17 protein-coding genes are annotated in these 23111 nt (G+C 68.5%); 4 read left to right on the top strand and 13 right to left on the bottom strand.

Translation table 11 applies throughout. The features are described 5' to 3' along the window. The 8 genes from A1QA_RS16200 to A1QA_RS0109410 form a co-directional block, all read right to left on the bottom strand. Nucleotides 1–4043, bottom strand: a 4043-nt coding sequence (locus A1QA_RS16200) for an AMP-binding protein (RefSeq protein WP_167320653.1), incomplete at its 3' end; no start/stop codon positions are given. A gap of 152 nt (nucleotides 4044–4195) precedes the next feature. After that, nucleotides 4196–4843 (bottom strand): ABC-2 transporter permease, encoded by a 648-nt coding sequence (locus A1QA_RS0109380; RefSeq protein WP_017178652.1) that lies wholly within the window; start codon nucleotides 4841–4843, stop codon nucleotides 4196–4198. Next, nucleotides 4840–5715: an ABC transporter ATP-binding protein gene (locus tag A1QA_RS0109385; protein WP_017178653.1), complete on the bottom strand. Its 876-nt coding sequence runs from the start codon at nucleotides 5713–5715 to the stop codon at nucleotides 4840–4842. Before A1QA_RS0109385 ends, A1QA_RS0109380 begins: the two co-directional genes overlap by 4 nt. Beyond that, nucleotides 5715–8603: a beta-ketoacyl [acyl carrier protein] synthase domain-containing protein gene (locus A1QA_RS0109390; RefSeq protein WP_082181192.1), complete on the bottom strand. Its 2889-nt coding sequence runs from the start codon at nucleotides 8601–8603 to the stop codon at nucleotides 5715–5717. Before A1QA_RS0109390 ends, A1QA_RS0109385 begins: the two co-directional genes overlap by 1 nt. After that, entirely contained in the window at nucleotides 8600–9448 is an 849-nt protein-coding gene (locus A1QA_RS14220; RefSeq protein WP_082181193.1) for an enoyl-CoA hydratase/isomerase, read from the bottom strand. The genes A1QA_RS0109390 and A1QA_RS14220 overlap by 4 nt, the downstream gene beginning before the upstream one ends. Then, entirely contained in the window at nucleotides 9445–11637 is a 2193-nt protein-coding gene (gene fabD / locus A1QA_RS0109400) for an ACP S-malonyltransferase (RefSeq protein ID WP_017178656.1), read from the bottom strand. Before fabD ends, A1QA_RS14220 begins: the two co-directional genes overlap by 4 nt. Nucleotides 11638–11674: 37 nt before the next feature. Continuing rightward, nucleotides 11675–12907, bottom strand: a complete 1233-nt coding sequence (locus A1QA_RS14225; protein WP_017178657.1) for a beta-ketoacyl synthase N-terminal-like domain-containing protein — start codon at nucleotides 12905–12907, stop codon at nucleotides 11675–11677. Further along, nucleotides 12870–13811: an acyltransferase domain-containing protein gene (locus tag A1QA_RS0109410; RefSeq protein WP_017178658.1), complete on the bottom strand. Its 942-nt coding sequence runs from the start codon at nucleotides 13809–13811 to the stop codon at nucleotides 12870–12872. The genes A1QA_RS14225 and A1QA_RS0109410 overlap by 38 nt, the downstream gene beginning before the upstream one ends. A gap of 1105 nt (nucleotides 13812–14916) precedes the next feature. Here A1QA_RS0109410 and A1QA_RS0109415 point away from each other — a divergent pair. The 4 genes from A1QA_RS0109415 (at nucleotide 14917) to A1QA_RS0109430 (ending at nucleotide 18571) form a co-directional block, all read left to right on the top strand. Further along, a complete protein-coding gene (locus A1QA_RS0109415) occupies nucleotides 14917–15588 on the top strand; it encodes a response regulator transcription factor (RefSeq protein ID WP_017178659.1) in 672 nt (223 codons plus the stop codon). A 155-nt stretch (nucleotides 15589–15743) separates the two neighbouring features. Next, nucleotides 15744–16745: an ABC transporter ATP-binding protein gene (locus A1QA_RS14230; protein WP_017178660.1), complete on the top strand. Its 1002-nt coding sequence runs from the start codon at nucleotides 15744–15746 to the stop codon at nucleotides 16743–16745. Continuing rightward, nucleotides 16732–17517: an ABC transporter gene (locus A1QA_RS0109425; protein WP_425265733.1), complete on the top strand. Its 786-nt coding sequence runs from the start codon at nucleotides 16732–16734 to the stop codon at nucleotides 17515–17517. The genes A1QA_RS14230 and A1QA_RS0109425 overlap by 14 nt, the downstream gene beginning before the upstream one ends. A gap of 118 nt (nucleotides 17518–17635) precedes the next feature. Further along, complete coding sequence (locus A1QA_RS0109430) at nucleotides 17636–18571, top strand: sensor histidine kinase (protein WP_017178662.1); 936 nt, start codon at nucleotides 17636–17638, stop codon at nucleotides 18569–18571. Between the two features lie 192 nt (nucleotides 18572–18763). On the opposite strand, the gene nusB is transcribed toward A1QA_RS0109430, so the two are convergent. From nusB to aroB, 5 genes are all read right to left on the bottom strand, one after another. Further along, complete coding sequence (gene nusB, locus A1QA_RS0109435; protein ID WP_017178663.1) at nucleotides 18764–19330, bottom strand: transcription antitermination factor NusB; 567 nt, start codon at nucleotides 19328–19330, stop codon at nucleotides 18764–18766. 8 nt (nucleotides 19331–19338) lie between these two features. Beyond that, nucleotides 19339–19902 carry an elongation factor P gene (gene efp / locus A1QA_RS0109440; RefSeq protein WP_017178664.1) on the bottom strand — a complete coding sequence of 188 codons (564 nt, stop codon included), beginning with the start codon at nucleotides 19900–19902 and terminating at the stop codon, nucleotides 19339–19341. A gap of 85 nt (nucleotides 19903–19987) precedes the next feature. After that, nucleotides 19988–20668 carry an FMN-binding negative transcriptional regulator gene (locus A1QA_RS0109445; RefSeq protein ID WP_017178665.1) on the bottom strand — a complete coding sequence of 227 codons (681 nt, stop codon included), beginning with the start codon at nucleotides 20666–20668 and terminating at the stop codon, nucleotides 19988–19990. A gap of 10 nt (nucleotides 20669–20678) precedes the next feature. After that, complete coding sequence (locus A1QA_RS0109450; RefSeq protein WP_017178666.1) at nucleotides 20679–21227, bottom strand: shikimate kinase; 549 nt, start codon at nucleotides 21225–21227, stop codon at nucleotides 20679–20681. Then, entirely contained in the window at nucleotides 21224–23086 is a 1863-nt protein-coding gene (gene aroB / locus A1QA_RS0109455) for a 3-dehydroquinate synthase (protein ID WP_017178667.1), read from the bottom strand. The genes A1QA_RS0109450 and aroB overlap by 4 nt, the downstream gene beginning before the upstream one ends. Nucleotides 23087–23111: the final 25 nt, after the last annotated feature.

Here is a 23111-nt window from a genome sequence, read left to right on the forward strand (position 1 = left end):
GCGCGGTTGAGTCCGTTGAGCCCCTTGCCAGTGGTCATCACATTGGCGCTCGCGACGACGGCGACGTCGCACTCCCCACGCTCAATACTGCCCACCGCCTGGTGGAAGGCGACCAGACCCGACGAGCACGCCGTGTCGACAACCAGCGCTGGCCCTTTCAGGTTCAGGAAATAGGACAGCCGCCCCGCGAGCATGGCGCTGTGGTTCGATGTCACGTTGTCGTTCTCCCCGACGACATCGGCGAACTCGCCGGACTCGGCGCCCACGAAGACCCCGACCCGCTCCCCCGAGACAACCGAAGGCCCCACCCCCGCGTCCTCCATCGCGTGCCACATCTCCTGCAGCAGCAGCCGCTGACGCGGATCCATCACCTCAGCCTCACGCGGAGCGATCTCGAAGAACAACGGGTCAAAACGACCCACCGACTCCAGCCACCCACCCACAGCACCACGAGCACGCCCCCACCACGGACCACGCTCCACAGGCACCGGACCCAGCGCAACACGCCCCTCCCGCACCAACGACCACAGCTCATCCACACCAGCCGCACCCGGGAACACACCCGCCATCCCCGACACAACCACACCAGCACCAACCACACGCCGATCCACACTGGGCTGCTGCGAGCGCGGCGCGGAGGAGGCTGGAGCCTCGGGCCCGAACTGCTGGGGCGACGGCTCAGCCTCGTCGCTGTCAGCGCCAGGAGCGCTCGTCACTGGCGGCAGAGGCGCGCCCGCGGCACGCCCGGTGCTGCGCCGCCTCAGGGCTGGTGCGGCGACAGGACCACCGGGGCTCTCGTCCGTGCCAGGGCCAGAGCTGACTACGCGCTGCACCAGGTGCTCAGCAAGCGCCTTGACGGTCGGGTGGCTGAAGAACACGTCGGGAGCCACGGTGGCACCCAGCTGCTCGGTGATCATGCCGGACAGCTCGACGAGTGAGATGGAGTCAAGCCCCATGTCATGCATGGACACGTCCAGCGCCACCTCCGCTACCGGCAGGCGCAGGAGCTCGTGGAGCATGTCCGCCAGGGCGCGCTCGATCTCCCCCACCCCGCGCTGGCGGCTCCCCTCCTCTGGCGAGGCGGGCCCGTTCCCAGAAGTCTTCCTCGCGCCCCCGCTCCCCTGACGGGGCGTGGGCAGGGCGGCCAGGACCCGGTCGACGTCCCCCTTGACCACCGCCATGCTCCGGCCGGAGGAACCAGCCACCTGGCCCAGCACGCCCACAGCCTCGTGGGGAGGCAGCGGGGACTGCCCCGTCGCTGCCAGCATGAAGGATGATTTATCCGTGTCTTCCTGCCCGACACCGATCTCGGCCCACAGCGGCCAGGCGATGCTTGTGCCGAGCCCGTTGGCCGCCAGCGCGGCCAAGTAGCGGTTGCCGACCGCGTACTCGCAACTGCCGAAGTCACCCAGGTGGGCGGCGGTGGAGGAGCACCACAGGACGTGGTTGGCACCAGCCTCGGCGGCCGCACGGGCCAGGGCCGCTGCGGAGTCGAGCCGCAGGCGCAGCGACATGTCGACCTCACGCGGGTCAGCCTCGGGCATTGAGGGCAGTGGACCGGGGCCGGCAGCCCACACAACACCCTGCAGGCTCCTCTCGGCCGCTACCGAGGCGACCAGAGCAGAGAGGTCGGTCGGCACGCCCAGATCCACGCCGCGGTAGTCGATCCCCTCAAGACCAGCCGCGTGGAGGGACTCCTCAGCATCATCCAGGCTGCGGCGGCCAGCGCCGACGATACTGGCGCCAGCCTGCTGCAGCCACCTGGCGATCGAGGAGCCGATCCCACCCGTGACCCCGAGGACAAGCCAGGAGCCCTCAGGAGATGGCAGAGGCTCGGCGCTATCAGGACTCATGCGCTCCCCGGCGAGCGTCATCAGCCCTTCGCCGCTGAGCATCGTGGCTCCAGCGGCGGGGTCGAGCGCCGCTGCCACCTGAGAGCGCCACGCCGAGCCGGCCAGGACCTCTTCATCGATGACAACTGGGTGAACCTGCCAGTCCGGCACCACCCTGCCCACAGAGCGCTCGAAGCCGACCAGGGCCTCACAGTACGCGCGCGCCTGCGGCGTCACCGCCGAGGAGACCAGGAACACCGCTGGCGGGTCCCCTGCCTGCTGGGCCAGCGCGGCCAGCATCCGCCACGACGCCGCCATTGTCTCGGCGTCCCACGGCCCGTGTGTCCCGCGCAGGTCAAGCACAGTGCTCACGTGCTGGGAGGTCGCCTCGCGAGACACCACATCGGCCTGGTCGTCGGAGGCGACGATGACACGACCCGCGAACGGGGCGCAAGCCTCACGCCACGCGGGCACCGTCTCCGGCTCCGCCCCGACGAGCAGCACGTCGCCGAGCCGAGGGCTGCGGCGCCCGGAATCGACGACCCACCGTTCCTGGACGAGCCCAAGATCCTGCGGCCAGGTGAAGGAGGGGGCCTGTGCGTGGGACTCCACGCCAGAGGAGGCGCCACGGGCCCGGTCGCTGCCCAGCTCCCCTTCCAGGTAGCGCCTGGCCACGGCCTTGCGGCTGAGCTTGCCAATGCCATCGCCGCGCAGCGTCCCGGGCGGGACGAGGACGACCTCGTGGACAGACAGTCCGTGCGACTGTGAGAGGGCGACGACGCTGCGCTCCCTCAGCCCGGCTCGCTGTCTCTTGCCCATGCTGTCGGGGATCTCCTGGACGACGACGACGCGCTCACGATCGTCGATATCACAGGAGATGACGCAGGTATCCAGCCCCTGTGGCAGGTCGGCACCCTCACGCAGCGACAGCTCCAAGTCCGCCGGATCATAGTTCATGGCGTTGATGATGATGACGTCGCTCTCGCGACCGACGATGAAAAGCTGCTGATCATGAATGACAGCGAGGTCGCCAGTGCGGTACCAGCGCCCCTCCTCAGAGCTGGTGAACTGGCGTCCGGTCAACTCCGGGTTGCGCCAGTAGCCGGAGGAGGCGCTCCCGGACAGGACGTGGAGCTCACCCACACGATCCTCACCGAGATCGTGTCCCTGGGCATCGCGGACCTCGAGGCGGACGTGCCCTCGCGGGGCGCCGCACGAGGGCACGTCACGCGTGCCCTCCGCCCCCGGCTCCCGGAACTCAGCGCACCCACGTCGCAGCGACGCACGATCCAGGCTGATGAACTCGACAGGGGCCTCAAGCCTGGAGCACGTGACGCCGCACATCTCGGTTGACCCGTAGTGCACGCTCAGCACGTCGCGTCGCAGCCCCCAGGGCGCGAAGGTGGCGTGGAACTGCTCTACCGTGTCACGCCGGACGCACTCCCCAGCAGTCAGGACAGTCCGCACCGAGGCCAGGGAGACATCGTCGTCCAACTGCGCAGCACCGTGGCGGATGGCGTGGTCAAGCGCGAAGTTGGGCGCTGCCGTGTGAGTGGCGTGCCTGGTGGCGAGCAGGCGCAACCACCTGTCCGGGGCCTCGATGAAGGCCGCGCTGGGCATGAGGAGCACCGGGCACCCTGCCAGCAGGGGGCCGAGGAAGCCCACGCTCATGCCGAAACTGTGAGACAGCGGAAGCCAGCTCACCACGCTCGACCCCTCGTCCACCTGCCACAGAGAGGTGCAGACACGCATCTCGGAGAGGATGCTGCGCCGGGTGTGCTGGACACCTTTGGGAGCCCCGGTCGACCCTGAGGTGTACAGCAGGATCGCGACCTCGTCCCAGCCAACTTCCCGGGGAGGTGTCTCCTGGGCATCGTCCTGCCGGGGAAGCGCAGCGGCATCCACAATGTGCTCGGCCATGCCCTGGAACCGGCTGACGTAGGCGGAACTGGTCAGTACCACGGTTGGTTCGGCGTCAGACACGATGTAGGCAGCGGCTGGCGAGAGCGCCTCGGAGTGGTCGAGCATCTCAGGCGAGAGGGGCACCGCGACCAGACCCGCGTACTCGGCGGCGAGCAGGGCAGCGATGAAAGTGCTGCCATAGGGCAGGCCGATAAGCACGCGGTCACCCGGCGATGTGCGCTCCTGGAACCAGCCGGCGAGCGCCGTCGCCCAGCGAGCCGCCTCGGAGCCGGTCAGCGTCTCCAGCACAGAGTCTCCGTCGCTGAACGACCAGGTCAAGCGGTCTCCGTGGTCCCTGCACATCGTGGCCCACGGCTGCTGCGCAGTGGTGTCTGCAGAATCGTTCATGACTATTGCCCTCTCTGAGTGAATAGACACATGGCCGCTGTGCCACGGCTGCCTCACAGGTCGGCGCGCTCGAAGCGTGTGGCGGATACGCGCAGGGCGACGGCGTTGACCAGGACGAAGAAGACGGCACCCGCCCCCAGGACCACCAGCTGGTGGCCCAGGTGCTGGCTCCCGGTGGCGTTGAGGGCCTCACCAGGCGCGCCTCCCAGGTGCGCGCCGACCTCGGCAGCGGTCCCGACCAGCGAGGCGGCCAGGGACGCCAGTGCCACCGGCACGCCCAGGCGCGAGCCCGTCCTGAGGAACATGGGGAAGAACACCGAATTGAACACCCCGAACACCACCAGCCCCACGCCCAGCAGCGCGATATTGGCCTGCACCCCCACCGGGTTGCGCTCTGGCGAGATCTGGTAGCGGACAAGGATGACCGGTATACAGGCCACCACCTGGGCGATCTCGACTATCCAGGCCAACTCCATGTAGCTGCGGGCGATATCACGCTTGCGCACAGGCAGCAGCAGGGAGAAATACACGTCATGGTTCTCCCGCACGCCCTGGAACACGAAGTACAGTCCCAGCACCTGGTACAGGAACACCATCACATAGGGGTACTGCGGAACCATGAGCAGCAGCACCAGCGCCAGGAAAAACCATGTCACCGGAATATTCACCAGCCGCAGGCTCTTGCGCACCATCGGGGTCATGACTGCTTCTCCTGACGCTCAAGATGGACAATGATGTCGTTGAGGCTGGCCGGCGTGACCTCCAGCCCACGGATCCCAGCCACCGCGGCCTCACCCAGCCGCGAGGCCTCGACCAGACCCGTCACGCGCCCCTGGCTCCGGCTGGCACCGATCAGCACGGATCCCAGCCCAGATGGCACCGTCTCAGCAGGACCTGAGACCATGCGGTAGTGAGCCGCGAAATCCTCCAGAGTCCCGCTGGCGCGTACCCGCCCCCGGGACAGGTAGGTGACATCGTCAGCGATCTGCTCCAGGTCACCCATCTGGTGGGTGGAGAACAGCAGGCCGACACCCGTGTCGTCGACAAGCTCGCGCAGTTCGCGCAGCAGGTCGTCACGCGAGAGCGGGTCCAGCCCGCTGGTCGGCTCGTCGAGCAGCAGCAACTCAGCACGACGCGACAGCGCCAGCGCGATCCCGTACTTGACCCTCATACCAGCCGACAGCGCCTCGATCTTCTTGTCCTCCACCAACTCGAAGCGCTCCAGGCAGTCCCGGTAGACCCGCTCGTCCCAGAGGGGAAAGAACCGCCTGTAGACGTCGGTGATCGTTCTCAGCCGCCTTCGGGGGTAGAAGGCCACCTCGCCCATCGAGAACGACACGCGCCTCATGACCTCGTGCTCACGTCCCCGGAAGTCCTCGCCGAAGAAGCGCACCTCACCGCCATCAGGGCGGATAAAGCGCAGAACAGCCTTCAGCGTCGTGGTCTTACCGGCCCCGTTACGGCCAATAAAGCCCATCACACGGCCAGCACCCACCGACAGGCTGACATCCTCCAGCGCAAAACCTGGATACCTCTTGGTCAGTCCCCTGACCTCAAGAATCGGACGGGACATCACTTCTCCTTTCCTCGCGCCAAGCGGAACACGATCCCCTGAAACCAGACCGCCACCTGCCCCGAGACACCGCTCAGCACCACATCCACCCCATCTTCAGATACCCGGGCACGGATGACGCCTTCAGCGGGAACAGGGCCCCGGACACCGATACGGCGCGCGGCAGTGGGAAGGGGCTCCAGGTCCGCGTGGTGCGGCAGGGCCAGCCACGCGAGGTCGATGGCCCGGGTAGACACATAGACGTCGCAGGAGACGTTGCGGCCGCGCCCGTAGAAGTCCGGCTGCGTCACGAACCGAGCCGTGCGGTGCTCGGGCATCTCCCCAAGGCCAGTAACGCAGTCGTAGCCCCCACCGCGGACCGCGCCGAGCGCATCGAGCTCCTTGTCCAGAGCCGTTGCGCTCCCCTCCGCGCTTATCGGCGCTCCGAGCACGGGAGGCCGATCGTCCCGCAGGGGCCTCGCTGAGGCCTGGAACAGCACTCCGCCATCCTGGCCATCGAGCACGTCAAGATCCACGCGTTCCTGGTCCGCGCTGCTCAGGACAGTGCGAGTGCTCCTGATCGCGTCACGGGACAGCATCATCGGCTCGCCCCAGGCGACGTCCTCGAGCATCAGACCGGAGCCCGCGCCACGCACAGAGGCGGCGTAGCAGAAACGGGCGACCTCCAACCACGCCGCGGCAGGCACGCAGGCCGCGCGACGCAGCGTGTGCCAACGCACCACAGGCATCCGCGCGTCCCACGCGGACTCAAAGCTCTGCTCAGTGAGGTCACTGGAGTTGCGCAGCACGAGCGCGTGCAGGCGTTGAGGAGCCGTCGCTCTCACGGCTGATGCCTCAAGCCGGTGACGCTGGCGCTCGAACGGGTAGGCGGGCAACGGCGAACTGGCAGAGTCCACCGCTGACCACGGCGTGGTCCGGCCCTCGACCCAGTCCCGCAGAAGGTCGTCCGTCGCGCCGGGAAGACGGGCCAGCGCCGTATGCGCCTCCTCTTCCTCGGAGGGGCGGATGACGGAATCTGAGCGAGGGGCCCTTCCGACGAAGATGCCGTCACTGGCTCCCCGCAGAAAGGCGCCGATGCGCTCTCGGGCGCCCGCCGCGCCACCCGCGCCGAGTGCCAGGCGGTGCTCCATCGGCTCGGCGGCCATGAGGGCCAAGGCCTGGCGCTCCAGCTCGGAGCGGTCCATGCCCTCAAGCAGCCCGTACAGCTGCCTGGCCCGCTCCTCAAGCGCCCTCCTGGAGCGCGCTGACAGGAGAAGCGGCACCTCCCCGACGATCGTGGTACGCGGTTGATCAGGCCTGGGCGCCGTGGTGACAACGGTATGGGCGTTGGTGCCGCCGAAACCGAAGGAGCTGACGCAGGCGACGCGCCGGCGGCCTGGAGCCTGCGGCCAAGGCGAGTTCCTCTCCGCGAGGCCTACGACTCCCCCGCCCAGGTCCAGCTGGGGGTTGATGGCCCGAAAGTGCCCCAGCCCAGTGACCGTCTCATGCTCCAGGCACATCACCGCTTTCATCACTCCCACCAGGCCAGCTGCTGACTCCAGGTGGCCCACCACCGTCTTGGCCGAGGTCAGCAGGACGGGCTCGTCCCTGCGCCCAGAGTGACGCAAGGCGTCCACCAGCGCCTCAACCTCGATCGGGTCGCCCAGGGGTGTGCCAGTGCCGTGGCACTCGACCATCCCCACCTCGTCGGGGGTGACGCCAGCATCAGCAAGGGCACGACGCACAAGGGCTGCCTGCGCCCTCGGGTCCGGCGCCCGCAGCGATCCGGTCCTGCCGTCGTGGTTCGATGAAGTCCCCAGGATGACGGCGCGCACACGCGAGCCGTTGGTGTCAGACAGGCGTCGCAGCACCAGGGCTGTCACGCCCTCCGAGCGAACGTAGCCGTCGGCGGCAGCATCGAAGGTCCTGCACTGACCGCCCTTGGACTGCATGCCCGCCAGGTTGTTGCACATGAGCTCCTTGGCCGAGCCTATGTAGTTGACTCCCGCCACGACGGCGGTGTCCACCTCCCTCGCGCGCAGCGCGCGGACAGCGAGGTGCAGGGCGACGCTCGATCCCGAGCAGGCTGTGTTGACAACCATGCTAGGTCCGTGGAAGTCGTAGAGGCGCGAGATACGGTTAGCCAGCATTGCCGGGTGCAGGCCCGAGTCAAGATGGCCAGCGTAGGTGTCGGCCGAGCCCGGAACATGGGAGGAGACATCGTTGTAGTCGACGAGGTGCGCCCCGACATAGACGCCGACACTGCTGCCGCGCAATGACGACGGCCGCAGCCCGGCGTCCTCCAGAGCGTGCCAGACCACCTCGATCAGGCGGCGCTGCTGCGGATCCATCGACTGGGCTTCAAACGGGGCTATACCGAAGAAGGCCGCATCGAACTCATCCATGCGCTGGGTGATCCCGGCTCTCATTGGCAGGTCGGCGACGTCGTCGTGGTCACGAAGATGCTGCTCGACGAGCCAGGGCCTGACAGCCTCGATTGTCGAGACGCAGTCGCGCTGCTCCACCAGAGCCTGCCAGAACTCCTCAGGGCTCTGCATGTCTGGCGGTAGCTGGCAGGCCATGCCCATCACCGCGACCTCACGAGCGTCGTCTGCCCCGCGCTGCTCGTCTACGCCGCCGGCGGCGTCGGCGCGCTCGGCAGGAGGCTCCCCCAGCAGCCCGGCAAGGACTTCTGAGAGATCGTCAAGCACCGGGTGCATGAAAAGCTTTCCCGCGGAGACCTCGAGACCGAGACGATCACTGATACTGCGCGCGACCTGGATGTAGTCGACGGAGCTGAGCGCGAGCTCGCCGAGGGAGCCGATCTGCTCGCGCCCGTGCAGCCACGGCCTCAGCACCTCCCCGAGCGCGGCGCGCACAGCCCCCGCCGTTTTGGGGTTATGGGTCATGCCTGGCCCCCGATCGTCCCCATCGCGCCGGAACCCGGCCTGTCCGCCAGGTCACGCTCCCTCTCCGTGCGCGAGCAAGGACCTGCTCCCGCATCCTCCACCTCCCACGGCATGAGGCCGCGGGAGGTGAACGCGCTGATACGCGCCCGTACCCGAGAGTCGGCGAACCGGGACCTGTTCGCAGCGACAGCCAGCTCCCGGTAGGACTCCACCTCGGCGGCCTGGGCGGCATAGGTCTTATAGGCGGTCACCGCGTCACGCGGGACGCGACGAAGCCTCGCGAGAAGCCGTCCCAGGGCAACCTCACTGCGCGCGTCATACACGTCCACCAGGCCCCAGGCGGCAGCTGTTTCCACATCGATAGCACGCGTCGAGAGAGTCATGAAGTGGGCACGGTGCCACCCCACCCGGCGGGCGAGAAACGGCAGCACCATTGCTGGCATGAGGCCGAAGAGCATCTCCGGGAGCGCGAATGCCGCAGTCATGTCGGCCACGACGATGTCCGCTGCCGCAGCGAGGCCAACGCCTCCCGCGCTCGCACGACCGCGGACGTGACAGACAATGATCACGTCACTCTCGATCATTTCGGTCCAGAGCTGATACACCCTCTCAGGGGCATGGTCATACTCGCTGTTCGGGCCAGCGACCAGCGAGAGGTCGGCACCGGTGCAGAAGACCTCCGGAAGACCGCGCAGCACCAGGACACCGGTCTCCCTCCTCGCTTGAGCGAGGCCCTCCTCGATGCCGTCGAGCATCACGCCATCCAGCGTGTTGTCGCGCTCAGGCCGGTGAAGAGTGAGCCAGGTCACTCCGTCACGATCCTCAAGACTGGTTGCCGACGTCATGCGCGACGCTCCGCGACCAGCGCTGCGGCCGCTTCGTACAGATCCCGGTTGATCCGCCCCACCTGGCGCCGGCGCCAGTCTTCGAGATCGGTGCCCTTGACCCACGAGTTGAAGGCGCCCATGGCCGGCCCGGATGGGACGAGGTAGTCCACCTGACGATCGGGGTCACCCTCAATCGCCAGGACAGCGCAACGGTCGAGGTGCGCCCGGAAGACTGCGGCCATCACCATCCGTCCGTCCTTCTCACCAGCCTCGAGCGCTCCGGCGGACTCGGCGCGGGCCCGGGCGTCGGCGAAGCTCTCACCCAGAACACGTCGCTCGACCTGGTCGCGCGTCCGCTCGTCCACCTCGTCCCAGGACGTGAAGCGCTCGTAGATGTCGCGCAGGCGCTGGGCACGTGCCGCGAACAGCACACCTCGACGCATCACCTGCATCCGCGTGCCCAGTTCGAAGGCAACAGCCGACGGCGCGTCAGTGGTGTCCTGGATCTCACAGGCGGCAAGCATGTCCTTGACATGGTCACTGGTGGCAGCCTCAACCGTGCACTGGTTGATAGAGCCAGTCATGACGAACTCCGCGCCCATGACCAGCGCCGCCGCCACTGCCTCGGGGGCGCCCAGCCCTCCTGACAGCCCCACCGGCAAAGGGTGCGCCAGCCCCCGGGCAAGGGCCTCGTCACGAAGCCTGATGAAAGTGGGGAGGACCGCCATCGCGGGAGCGTGGTCAGTCACCCAGCCGCCCTGCGACTCCGCGCACAGCCAGCTCGCTGTCGCGACGTCGGCCGCGAGCCGGCCCTCCGTCTCAGTCAGCCGACCACTGCCCACCAGCCGGGAGACCATGTCAGCAGGAGCAGGCGCGCAGAAGCTCCTGGCCACTTCCGGACGCGAGGTCTTGCACAGGATCTGGTGCGGTAGCACCACCCCATCCTTGCCCCGGGTCGCGCCGCTCAGGCGGAAACGGACGAGGGAGGGGGACACGCTCACGTAGCCCGAGGCCTCCAGCCAGGGCACTCGGTGACGGAGCGCGACGTCGACCAGCGCGGCTTCGCGGTCCGGGTCACGCCAGGAATGGGAGACAGCGAGCGCCCAGTCCCGCTGCCCCGCCAGAGCGGCCGTCCTCACAACACGCTCCTCAACCTCCTGGAGGCTGAGACCCTCTGTCCCGAGCACGGCCAGGACACCCTCGGCCGCAGCCGCGGCGACAAGCTCCGGACCGCTGACTCCGCGGTGCATACTGCCGCACACCATTGGCAGGGACTCGGATGGCTCCGACGACGCCGCTCCATCCTGCCCCGGTTCCCCAGGCTGCGAGCCCGGAGCCGAGTCACCCTTCTCCACCAGCGGCACCGCGTCACGCTCGATGGAGCGCTGCAGTCCGGTCAGAACAGATCCTGGCCCCACCTCAGTGAATGTCGTCACACCGCGGCCCATCAGGTAGCGCATCGACTCGCTCCACCGCACGGGGCTGGAGATCTGGCGCGCAAGCGTTTCCGCGATTTCACCGGGCACGTGCGGACGGGCTGTCACATTGGCCACCACGGAAAACCTCGGCGGGTTGAACGTCATTCCTGAGATGTAATCAGCGAAATCCGCCCGGGCGGCCTCCATGTATCGGGAGTGGAAGGCGCCACTCACATTGAGCGGAACGTAGCGGGCACCGTGCCGCTCAAACACCTCGCGGGCGCGCTCGACATCGTCCGCCATGCCCGCCACCACGCACTGCCTGGGCGAGTTGATGTTCGCCAGGTCGATAGTGTCAAGAGCCTCCTCCTTCATCACCTCCCGCACAGCGGTCTCGTCAAGGCCAAGCACTGCGGCCATACCACCGCCACGAGCCTGGGCCATAAGCGCTCCACGTCGCTGCACCATGCGCAGACCAGTCTCGAAGTCGAACACCTCAGCGGCGAAAAGCGCCGCGAACTCGCCGAGGCTATGACCGGCGACGAAGTCAGGGACGGTCTTGCCCTCATCGCGACACCGCAGCCACGACAGCGCGTCGACCGTGTAAAGGGCGGGCTGGGTGAACTCGGTGCTGGAGAGCTGCCCTTCAGGATCCTCGACGCACAGCCTCTCCAAGGAGTATCCCAGGATGTCGTCAGCAGCAGCGACCTGCTCCGGGTACCGACGGAACAGGTCAGCCCCCATCCCGACATGCTGGGAACCCTGACCCGGGAACAAGTAGGCGATCATAGAAGAAGACTCCTCATTATCAGAGCTATCAGAACGGCTAGACACGACTGAAGACCAACGAGGTGCTGAGTCCCCCGAAGGCGAAGGCGTTGGAGACGATGTGACGCACTGGTCCGGGCTGCGGCAGCGTCGCGACGCGCGGCCCCAGGGGATCCTCAACGGGAGAGGCGTGCACCCGCTGAGCGGAGATCTGCAGCACCGAGGCGACAGCCTCCACCAGGGACGCGGTGCCGAGCGAGTGTCCGACAAGGGCCTTGGTGGCCTGCAACCACGGCCCCTCGCCGAAGACCTGCTGCACCGCCGCCCACTCGACCTCGTCGCCCTGAGAAGTACCCGTCGCGTGCATGTTGACGACGTCGACCTCTTGCGGCGCCACACCCGCTGCGGCCAGAGCGCTCCGCATCGCGCCGACCTCCCCATCGAGGGCTGGGAGGGTGCCTCTCCGCGCATCGTTACGGATCCCGAGACCAGCCAGCCGTGCGTGGACGGGCTGGCCACGTCGAGTCGCGTGGTCCGCGGACTCCAGGACCACGGCCGCGCTGGCCTCTGCCAGCACGAATCCGTGACGTGAACGATCCAGCGGCAGGCCCGGTCGGTCCGGGCCACTCAGCACCCCGACATTGGCGAAACCTTGGACAAGGGCCGGGAGGAGGCCGTCGAGCGTCCCCACGACCACAGCCATGTCGCACGCGCCGGCAGTGATCGCACGCGCCGCCGCGACAAGAGCGCAGTTGCCCGCAGCCGATGCTCCTCCGACAACAAGGCACTCCCCCCGGGCATCGCACGCCTCGGCCACTCCGGCCATGACATCCGTGGCCCACAGCCTCTGCACCACGCTGGGGCGCACCGCCTCCGGCCTCCGCGCGAAGGCGCTGCGCATCTCCTCGACGACCTCGGCCGTGGTCCTTTCCCCCGCCAGGAACACTCCGAGGCGGTCAGGGCGCACCTGGCGACCACCAGCAGCCGCCAGCGCCTCCCAGGCCGCAAGGACCGCCCAGTGCAGCGCCGCTCCGGCCCGACGGGGCAGGACGGTACCTTCAGGCACCGCGCCACGCGCCTGCAGCACTGCGAGCCGGTCAGCCGGTTCCTGCTCGATCCGCGCGACGCATGAGGAGCCGTCCCCCGGAACGGGAATGGCCTGTCCACGCCACAGCAGTGCCTCGAACTCGGCAGCGCCACAGGCCTGCGCGGCCTGCACGCCCACCCCCGTCACCACAACGGGCACGAGCCGTTCAGGCATGGTGCGCCCGGGCCGCCAGCTGCGCGACACGTTCCACCTCCTCGATCTCTTGGTGAAACGGGGTCATGACCGCGCGCGTCGTCAGACTGCGGTCCGCCAGGCGCAGCGCTGCGGCCAACCCACCGCCCGGAGAGAGGTCGATCACGAGACGGCGCTCCCGGCTCGGTAGCGACATGACCGTGTCGACGAGACGCATCGGCAGGCGCAGCGTCGCATAAGGATCCGGCAGGTGGGCCTCGACCTTCTGGGCGGTAGCGCAGCGCAGCACGCTGACGTCACCAGGAGGCTCCAGCCTCACCGGCTGGAGACGAGGCGCCAGGCACGCGACATCTGGAGTGTGGAAGGCGTGCGGCACCGGCAGCACCGTAAGGGTCAGCTCCTCCTCCACCGCGCGGTCTCGCACTTCGCGCCACTGCCCGTTGCGTCCGGCAATGACCACGTGGCGATCGCAGGTGAACGACACCAGATCGACCCGAAGGCTGCGCGCGAAGGCGGGCAGAGACTTCTGCCCGTCGCCCAGGAGCGCGGCCATCCAGCCCAGAGGCATCCGACGAGTCGCGTCAGCAGCGAACTCGAGCACATAGGCCAGCGCCGAGTCGAACGTCAGTCTTCCCGCGACCACGAGGGCGATGAACTCCCCCAACGAGCTGCCCACAACAGCGGACGGAACGACGCCATGCCGCCCCAGCGCCGCGGCAAGCCCCGTCTGCGTCGCCAGCAGGGCCGCAGAGGAGAGCAGGAGATCGTCGCACGGGTCCTCGACGCGCCTGGATGGGTCGTAGATGTAGTCGAGCACACTCAAGCCGTACTGAGAGCGGGTCACCGAGTCAGCCAGGTCGCACCTGGCAGCGAAGTCCGGGGAGCTGTCATACAGCCGAGTCCCCATCCCGAAGTACTGACCGCCCTGTCCGCCTACAAGGAAGGTCACCGACATGGCGCGCCCACCGGGAGTCGAGCAGGCCAGTCTGAGCGCACCAGCGCAGATGCGACGCGTGGCACCAGGCTCCGGATACCCGTCCCCCCTCCACCAACGGCGCAGCCATAGTCACATGCCATGCGGTCAGGAAGGTCAACGTGGTCGGCACGACAACGGGCAAGGAGGGAAGCACCGCTTTGGAAGGCGGCGTCCGTGACAGCCCGAGCATTCGGCCCCTGACCCCGAACAGGATGAGCGCTAGCAGAATCAAGGCAGTCTGCCGCCTGGGTGGCAGCCACGTGGCAGACGCTTATATTTAAGCCTTCTTGAATCTTGAGCAAATGGACAGCAGACAGGGAGGAACAAACCTCACGGGTGGACGTCATAGCCCTTACTCCTTGAGAGGTGTACAGGGAACGCGCCAGCACCGAGGCGACCATGCTCGATCGCCCTAGTGCAAGACCCGAGCAACGTTAACAGCCCCAACATCGCACGTCAAGGGGGGTGGGATCCGTAGTTTGGCGGCAATTCCCGCGGGGTTCGCGCTCGCGGAGGCAGTTGCGGTCAGGGAATGAGGACGGCTATCGCGGAAACGTGAGCTTATCGACCAAGATTCATCGATAGGGCGGTCCCGCGATGCCTGGGAATCGGCCAGATCGGCGCTTTTCGCAGAAGTCTGTCAATCCCCGGGTTTGTGGAGGCTTGTTTATCTGGTTCCGGCTAATGGTTGTGGGTCGTGATGCGCCGACGCCAAGAGGGCGTAGAGGGGGCGGGGCCTGGCCGTCAGGATCGGTGATGCTCAAGTCGCCCAGTCCGTCCAGGAGAGGACCCGCCGCCCATGACACACCGTCACGCGCCGCTGACCCCGAGGGCAGCCACAGGCTCGTGATGCGCATCGAGGCCGGCCGCCCCATCGCCCACGTCGCCGCCCAGGCGAAGGACTCCAAGCGCGGCGCCGGCAGGCGCGTGGACCGCACTCACATCCACACCGCCTGTTATGACCAACCACCCGCCGCCGGAGTCCACGCCCGCGTCACCAATGTCATGGCCTCATGCACCTCGCCGGTGTGCTACGGTCATTTATGTGGGGGCGTCTTCCTGGGGCAGGTTTGGCGGGGCGCGCGTGCTTGTCGTCGAGGACGACGTCGACCTGGCCCGGCTGATGTCCGACCACCTCTCCTCGCAGGGGTTCGCTGTCGAGCGGACTGGCGAGGCGGCCTCCGCGCTGGAGCGGATCGGTGCTGGTGGAGTAGACGTCGTGCTCCTTGACCTGATGCTGCCGCGCCTCTCGGGCGACGGTCTGCTGGCGCGTCTGCGCGAGCGTCCCGACACCCGTGACATCCCCGTCATCGTGGTCTCGGCCAAGGACGCGGTGTGGGCCAAGGTCGATTTGTTGCGCCTGGGCGCCGATGACTACCTCACCAAGCCGTTCGATCTCGATGAGCTGACCGCGCGGGTGACCGCGCTACTGCGCCGGGCCCGCCCGGCGCAAGAGGTCCCCGCGCTGCGCAGCGGTGCCCTGGTCCTTGACGTGCCCGCCCATCGTGTCCTGGTCGGTGATCAGGAGCTGGCTCTGACGCCTGCGGAGTTCACCGTCCTTGAGGCGCTGATGTCAGCCGAGCGCCGGGTGGTGTCCACGGTGTCCCTTGTCCGCCTGCTCGAGGGCGCCGGCGCGGCCTCGAGCTCTCTGAAGACCCATGTGAGCCGGTTGCGGGCCAAGATCCGCGCGCTTGACCCTGGGACCGACTACATCGAGACCGTGTGGGGGCTGGGGTACCGCATGAGCGCCGCCTGACGGGCCCGCGCGTGGGCCAGGGATGTCAGCCTCGACCATATCTCAACCGTTGGCCTGGTCCGCCTCGACCGTTTCTCAACTTTTCCCTCATATGCTGGCGCCGCATTCCGCACCCCGGGATGCTGCTGAACAGAAGCTTGCGGTGAAGGAGGATTATGAGGCTCTCGTCCCCAGCGGTGGCGCCGCGGAGAAAGGGTGATTTTGTCGTACGCTCCCGGTCGTTGACCAAGAGGTATGGTGACAAGGTGGCTGTTGACGCTCTCGACCTTTCCCTGGAGCGCGGCCGCATCTACGGGCTCATCGGTCGCAACGGGGCGGGAAAGACCACCGTGATGCGCATGATCTGTGGGCTTGTCACTCCGACATCTGGTGATATTGAGCTCTTCGGCCGCTCCCCACGACGCGGCCAGGGAGTGCGCCAGGAGCAACTGCGGCGTTTGGGCTGCCTCATTGAGGCCCCTGGCCTCCAGTACGGTATGAGCGCCCGGGCCAACCTGCGGCTGCACCGTATTATACGAGGTGTTCCGTCCGCGGATGTGGAAGGTCAGTTGCTGGAGCTTGTCGGGCTGGCCGACGTGGGGACGAAGCAGGTCGGCGAGTTCTCCCTGGGGATGCGCCAGCGACTGGGTATCGCTGTGGCCCTGGTCGCTAGTCCCGAGTTGCTTATTCTTGACGAGCCGGTGAATGGACTTGACCCGGTTGGCGTGGTGGAGGTGAGAAACCTCCTGGTCAACCTCTGCCGTGAGCGGGGGACGACTATCCTTGTCTCCAGCCACAACTTGCCCGAGATGTACCAGACCGCCACCGACTACCTCATCGTCGACAACGGGCGTCTGTGTGAGTCGCTCAGCCACGCTGAGCTCGAGGAGCATTGCTCCCGGTATCTGACACTGCGCGGCTCGAACGTGCCCGGGATGGTTCGCGCCCTGGAGACCATGGGTGTCGAGCGGATGCGTGTCATGTCGGACGGCAGCGTCCGCCTTCTTGACCCGCCCGACAACCGGGAGGAGCTGGTGCGCGGTCTCGTCGCCCAGGACCTTGTTCCGACCACCGTGGTCGAGGAGGGACAGAGCCTTGAGGAGTACTTCCTGTCGGTCGTCGACCACACGGCACAGCCCGCGGACGTGAGTGAGAAGAAGGAGAATGACCGTGTCTAACCTGCTGCGTGCCGATATCTACGTTCTGTTGCGGTCGCGCGTACTGTGGATATGCTTGGCGGTCTCGGCCGCTATGGCCGCCGGTTTCTACCTCTCCGCGCATCTTATTGCCAACGGCACCTACGATACGTCGGTCTCAGGGTCGGTCAGCGGCTTCGCCGACCCTATGGCGCTATCGCTGCTGGGAAGCCTGCTTGTCGGTGTCGTGGTGGCCTCCGACCTGGAGAACCGCACGGTCCACGACCGGCTGCTGGCGGCGTCCCGTTCCGTGCTGGTCAGCGTCAAGGCCGTAATGGCGCTGATTGCCGTCTGCGCAGTCCTGCTCCCCTATGTTGTCGGATCACTCATGTGTCTGGTTGCGGGGTGGGATGTGAGCGTCTTCATCGCCACGACTCCCCTGGAGGTGGCGGCCTCCAACGGGGGGTCAGTGGGCGACGTGACTTCGAGTATCGGCCTGTTAGTGGTGTCGACAGTCGTGTCATTCGCCCGTCTGGGGTTCTGCCTCCCTGTCGCCTTCGCCACCAGACGTCCCCTGGTGACAACCGCCGCAGGATTTGTGGGTGGGTTTCTCATGGACTCGCTGGCGAGGCTGGCGACGCAGAACGACTTCGGCACGTCGGTGCTCAAGGCGACGCCCTGGTCCCCGGATCTGCCGCTGACCCTGGACAGCTCTAGTGGAGAGATCATGGCGGCCACAGGCATTGCCCTCGCCTTTATCGCGCTGTGGGTCGTCGTCAGCTGGCTGATCTTCCGGAAGGCGGACATCAACTGACCCTCTGAGCCGCGCGCCCTTCTCGAGTGCGTCTCTGCTAGTGTGAGCGGGCGCAGCCGGGGAGGGCGCGCGGCGGTTTGCTCAGAACGGGTTTGGACGCGGACTCCGGGAGGCGCGCGTGGACATAGTCACCGTGGGGCTGAGTCTCGTCACCGCAGTCGCGGTGCTGCGGTGCCTGCTACTTCATCGGCAGTTACGCGCTGTCGCGAGGCAGTTGCGTCAGCGTCGTGAGGGTGACACGCACACCCCGATCCACCTGGAGCTGGTGGACCGGGCCCTGGAGACGCTGGTTGCCCACGTCAACGACGTTATAGCGCAGAACGAGCGGGCTATGGCAACCGTGGAGCGTCACGAGCAGCGCTACCGTGATTTCGTCGCCGACCTCTCCCACGACCTGCGCACGCCCCTGACGGCGGTGCGGGGCTACCAACAGCTGTTGGCAAGCACCCAGCTCGATGACGTCCAGCGCGGTCAGCTACTCACCGCGCGCCGCCACGCGGACAGGCTGGCGGTGCTGGTTGACGAGTTCTTCGACTACGCCTGGCTGAGTGGCGAGCAGCCTGCCTCGTCAGTCCACCGCGTCCCCGTGGACCTCGCCGAGGAAGTCGGAGAGTGCCTTGTGGGTGCGGTCGCCGGCCTGCAGGCCGCGGGGATCGCGGTGGAGGTCCGTGTGCCAGGCACCCTGATCGTCCACACCGATCCGGAGGCCCTGCGACGGATCCTTACCAACCTGGTGCGCAATGTCATCCAGCACGGGCGCCACGAGCTGCTTGTCGAGGCTGGGCAGGGTGGCACAGGACAGCAGGCAATGGCCGGCCAGGTGTGGCTGCGGATGCGTAACGAGGTGCTGCGCCCTGAGGATCTGGATGTCACACAGGTCTTCGAGCGGCGCTGGTCAAGCGACCCGGCTGGGACCGGGCTCGGGATGGGTATCGTGAGAGCCCTGGCTGAGCGCATGGGCGGTAGCGTCAGCGCGGACCTGGTCGAGGACATGTTCGAGGTGGTCCTCGCCCTGCCCAGTACGCCGCGGTCGCTGGAGAAGGTTGGCGAGTGAGGCGGAAGACCGTGCGGGCGCTCATGCCGTCTGCCTGAAACAGCGTGGCAAGAGAAGCAGGGCGGTGTGGGGAGGCGAGCCGCAGGCCAGTCCCTCGCACCATCGGGCGCTGGGCGCCCTCCGGTGCTCCCGCCAGACCCGGTGCCAGCCCTGCGGCTCGCCTCCCCACACCGCCTAATCCGGTCTGACGCCTCAGCGCAGGGTGTCGGCGAGGTCGGCGACGCGGCCGAGCAGGCCGCCGAGGTAGCGCGGGGAGTCGTCGGTGGACAGGATGCGGGCCAGGGTCATGGCCTCGTCGACGGCGACGGGGGCGTCGACGTCGTCGTTGTAGACGATCTCCCACACAGCGACGCGCGCGATGGCGCGGTCCACGGCGGGCATGCGGGAGAGGGTCCACTCCTGGGCGTAGTCCTCGATGGCGTCGTCCACCTCGGCGAGGTGCTCCGCCAGGCCCGCGAGGATCTCGCGGGCGTAGGCGGGCGCCTCGGTGTGGTTGGCGGAGTGGACGGCCCGCTCGAGCGCGAGGTCGCGCAGGCGGTCGGCCGCGCGGAAGTGGTCCCCGTCGCGCGAGGGCCGCAGGAGACCCTTCTGGTCGGCCTCGAAGAGGATCTCGATCGCGCGCCGCCGCGCCTTCGTGCGGGCGGTGACGGCGTGCTTCGAGGCGGCGCCCGACGAGCGGGGGGCCTGGGGGGCCTCGGCGCTCGGCTCGGGCGCCTCCTGGAGCGGGTCGGCCGCCTGGGCGGCGTCGTCAGCGGGCACGGCCGGACTCAGTCGTTGACGCGGGAGATGTAGGAGCCCGAGCGCGTGTCCACCTTCACCTTGTCACCGGTGTTGAGGAACAGCGGGACCTGGATCTCGGCGCCTGTCTCCACGGTGGCGGGCTTGGTGCCGGCGTTGGAGCGGTCGCCCTGGAGGCCCGGCTCGGTGTGGGAGATGGTGAGCACCACGGACGGCGGCATCTCGACGAAGAGGACGGCGGAGTCGTGGAAGGCGACGATGACCTCCTGGTTCTCCAGGAGGAAGGTGGCGGCGTCGCCGACGATGTCGGAGGGCACGTTGGTCTGCTCGTAGGACTTGACGTCCATGAAGACGTAGTCGTCGCCGTCCTTGTACAGGTACTGCATGTCACGGCGGTCGACGGTGGCGGTCTCGATCTTGAGGCCGGCGTTGAAGGTCTTGTCCACGGTCTTGCCGGACAGGACGTTCTTGATCTTGGTGCGCACGAAGGCCGGGCCCTTGCCGGGCTTGACGTGCTGGAACTCCACCACCTGCCACAGCTGGCCCTCCAGGTTGAGCACCAGGCCGTTCTTCAGGTCGTTCGTCGTTGCCACGAGTGGTTTCCTCTACTTCAAGTCGGGGACCGGGCTCTCTGGGCCGCTCGCCCGCGGGGTCCGGCACGTCTAGGACGCGGCGAGTCTACCGTGCCAGGCCACGGGCTGCGACAGCCCGGCGCGCGCCGCGCAGGCGTGAGATCGTCGCGAAGCGCTCCTCGGCGTAGGGCAGGGAGACCTCCCGCAGGTAGCGGGCGAGGACCTCCTCCCCCGCCTCCTCCATGGCGGCGATGAGGCCGCTCACGTCGTCGGGGTGGCGGTTCTGGCTCATCTTCGCCTTGCCGCGCACCGTCGTCGCCTCAACGCTCACGGCGACGATCGCCCTCGACATCCGCTCGAGCTTCTCCTGGCCGACGGCGTCGAGCGTGGTGCCGTCGCCCATGGCCTCGGTGAGGCGGATGGAGGCCTCCAGGGCGGCGGCCGGGCTGGGGTCGATCCGGACCCGGCCGCTGACGTGGAGTGTGATGTAGTCCCAGGTGGGGACGTTCGGCAAGACGTCGTTGGTGGCGTACATGCCCGGGGAGACATAGGCGTCCGCCTCGTCGAGGATGACGAGCCCTGTGGGATGGGCCAGGGGCTGCCGGGCCTGTGGGTTGTTCCTCACCAGGTGGGTGATGAGGGCTCCGGCGGCCTCGTCGTAGTAGAAGGGGACGAGGCTGGCCTCGGGGCCGTGGTCGTGGACGGTGACGAGGTTGCCCCTGCGCGGCGAGGCGAGGAGCCGGCGGGTGTAGTCCTCGGGCAGCTCGAAGTGCTGGGCGACGTACATGCGGCTCAGGCTAGGGACGCGCCGTGGGCGTGTCGAGGAGTGTCAGGATCTCGTCCGCGGCGCCGGCGGGCTCCGCCTCTGAGGTGTCGACAACGATGCTGGCCGCCCCACGGCACTGCGCCTCGCGCGCACGCAGCATCTGGGTGAACTCGTGGTGGATGGTGCCCAGGGCCACCGAGCGCGGGGCGTCGAGGCCGTTGCGGGTGGCCAGTCGGCGCACCGAGGCGGTCAGGGCGACGACGGCGCCCCCCTGCTCGCGCAGCGAGGCGAGGGCGTGGCGGACCCGCTTCGATCCGAGGCAGCCCGAGCCCAGGGCGAGGACGCTGCTGCTGGCGCGGGAGGCCTCGATGAGCTCGAGGGCGGTGGCCTCCTCGGCACGGCGGTAGTCCGCCTCCGGGGTGGCCACGAGGGCGAGCTCCTCCGGCGTGCCGAGCCGGGCGGCGATCTCGGCGGCGAGGTCGGCGCAGGGCGCGCCCCGCTTGCCTGCCAGCGCCTGGGCGACACTTGTGCAGCCGGCGCCGGGCGGGCCGATGAGGACAATGGCCGGGGCGCCGCTCATGCGACTCCCTCCGGGGCTCCGGTGAGCGCGCGGTGGGCGGCGTCGAGCTCTGCGGGTGTGGGCTCGACGCCCCTGACGGGCCGGGAGCGGCCGAAGCGGTCCTCGACGAGCACCATGCGCAGCCTCCCGGCGCGGTTCTTCTTGTCCGAGCGCATCGCGGCGCGCAGGTCCTCCCATCGCCCGGCGCCGTCGGGGAAGGAGGTCGGCAGGCCGACCGCCGCCAGGGCCTCGCGGTGGCGGGCCAGCCCCTTGGCGCTCAGCAGCCCACGCTGGTGGGCGATCTCCGCGGCGAAGACGCATCCCGCGGCCACGGCCTCGCCGTGCCGCCATGTGTAGTCGGTGGTCCTCTCGATGGCGTGGGCGTAGGTGTGCCCGTAATTGAGGATCTCGCGCAGCCCGGCCTCGGTGAGGTCCTCGGCGACAACGGCGGCCTTGACGACGACCGCCCGGCGAACGAGCTCGGCCAGGACCGGGGAGTCCGCGCGCAGGCAGGCGGCGGGGTCGGCCTCGACGAGCCTGAGGATCTGCTCATCGGCGATGAACCCGCATTTGACGACCTCGCCGAGCCCGGCCCGCAGCTCGTCCAGCGGCAGGCTGGCCAGGGTGTCGAGGTCGGCGATGACGGCGCTGGGCGCGTGGAAGGCGCCCACGAGATTCTTCCCGGCGGCGGTGTCGATGCCGGTCTTGCCGCCCACGGCAGCGTCGACCATGGCCAGCAGCGTGGTCGGCATCTGGACGACGGGGATGCCGCGCAGCCAGGTGGCCGCGGCGAAGCCCGCGAGATCGGTGGTCGCTCCCCCGCCGACGCCGATGAGGCAGCCGTCGCGGCCGATGCGCGCCTCGCCGAGGGCCTCCCAGACGCGCGAGAGCACCTCGGCGCGCTTGGAGGCCTCGCCGTCGGGCACCTCGATGGGGACCACGCGCAGTCCCGCGGCGGTGAGGCCGGCGGCGATGTCCTCGGCCGCCTGGGAGAGGACGCGGGGGTGGATGATCCCGACGCCGCCCGCGCCGCGCCCCGGGGCGGTGAGGACCGCCTGGGTGACGCGGGAGGGCAGCCCCCGGCCGATGACGACGTCGTACCCGTCGCCGCTCGCGACGTGGACGCGCGTCGTTCCGTCGGACTCCTCGACGACGCTCGGCGCCCGATGGGCGTGCTCGGCGCCGTCCTCCCCCGCCTGGGAGGGGCGGCCGGCGCCCGGGGCCGAGCGGATGCCCACGCGGGACAGGCTGCGGGCCGTGTCGGCGGGGTCGGCGCCGAGGGAGACCAGGACGAGGGCCGTCACCTGGGCGGGGTTGAGGCCGTCGGTCGGCACGGTGATGGTGGCGACCTCCTCGTAGAGGGAGCGGCGCGCCGCGTCCAGGGCCTCGACCCGGGCCAGGACCTCCGCGTGGACGGCCTCATCGACGTCGCCGGGGGGCGAATTGGGGTCGGCATCGGGGTGGAAGAGGGGGCGGCCCGCGCCGTTGCCCACGTGGGCGGCGGCGGTCTCGGGAGTGGCGGACAGGTAGACGACCGTGTGGCGGCTCAGGATCTCCCGGTTCTTCGGCCGCACGACGGCGCCACCCCCGAGGGCGACGATCCCGTGGGCCGCGCCGACGCTGTCGAGAACCGCCTGGAGGGTGCGGGTCTCGCGATCGCGGAAGCGCTCCTCCCCCTCGGCGGCGAAGATCTCCGGGATCGTCATGCGCGCCCGGCGCCGGATCTCGGCGTCGGTGTCCGTCACCTGGATGCCCAGCGCGGCGGCGAGCAGGCGGGCCACCGTCGTCTTGCCCGCTCCTGGCAGGCCGACGAGGACGAGCGGCAGGTGCTCGGTGCTGATGATCCTTGTGGCGCCCTGTTCCGTGCCGTGGTGGCTCATGCGCGTCTCCTCATGGGTGGTCGTC

Source organism: Actinomyces timonensis DSM 23838 (genome assembly GCF_000295095.1).
GTDB classification, from domain to species: domain Bacteria; phylum Actinomycetota; class Actinomycetes; order Actinomycetales; family Actinomycetaceae; genus Actinomyces; species Actinomyces timonensis.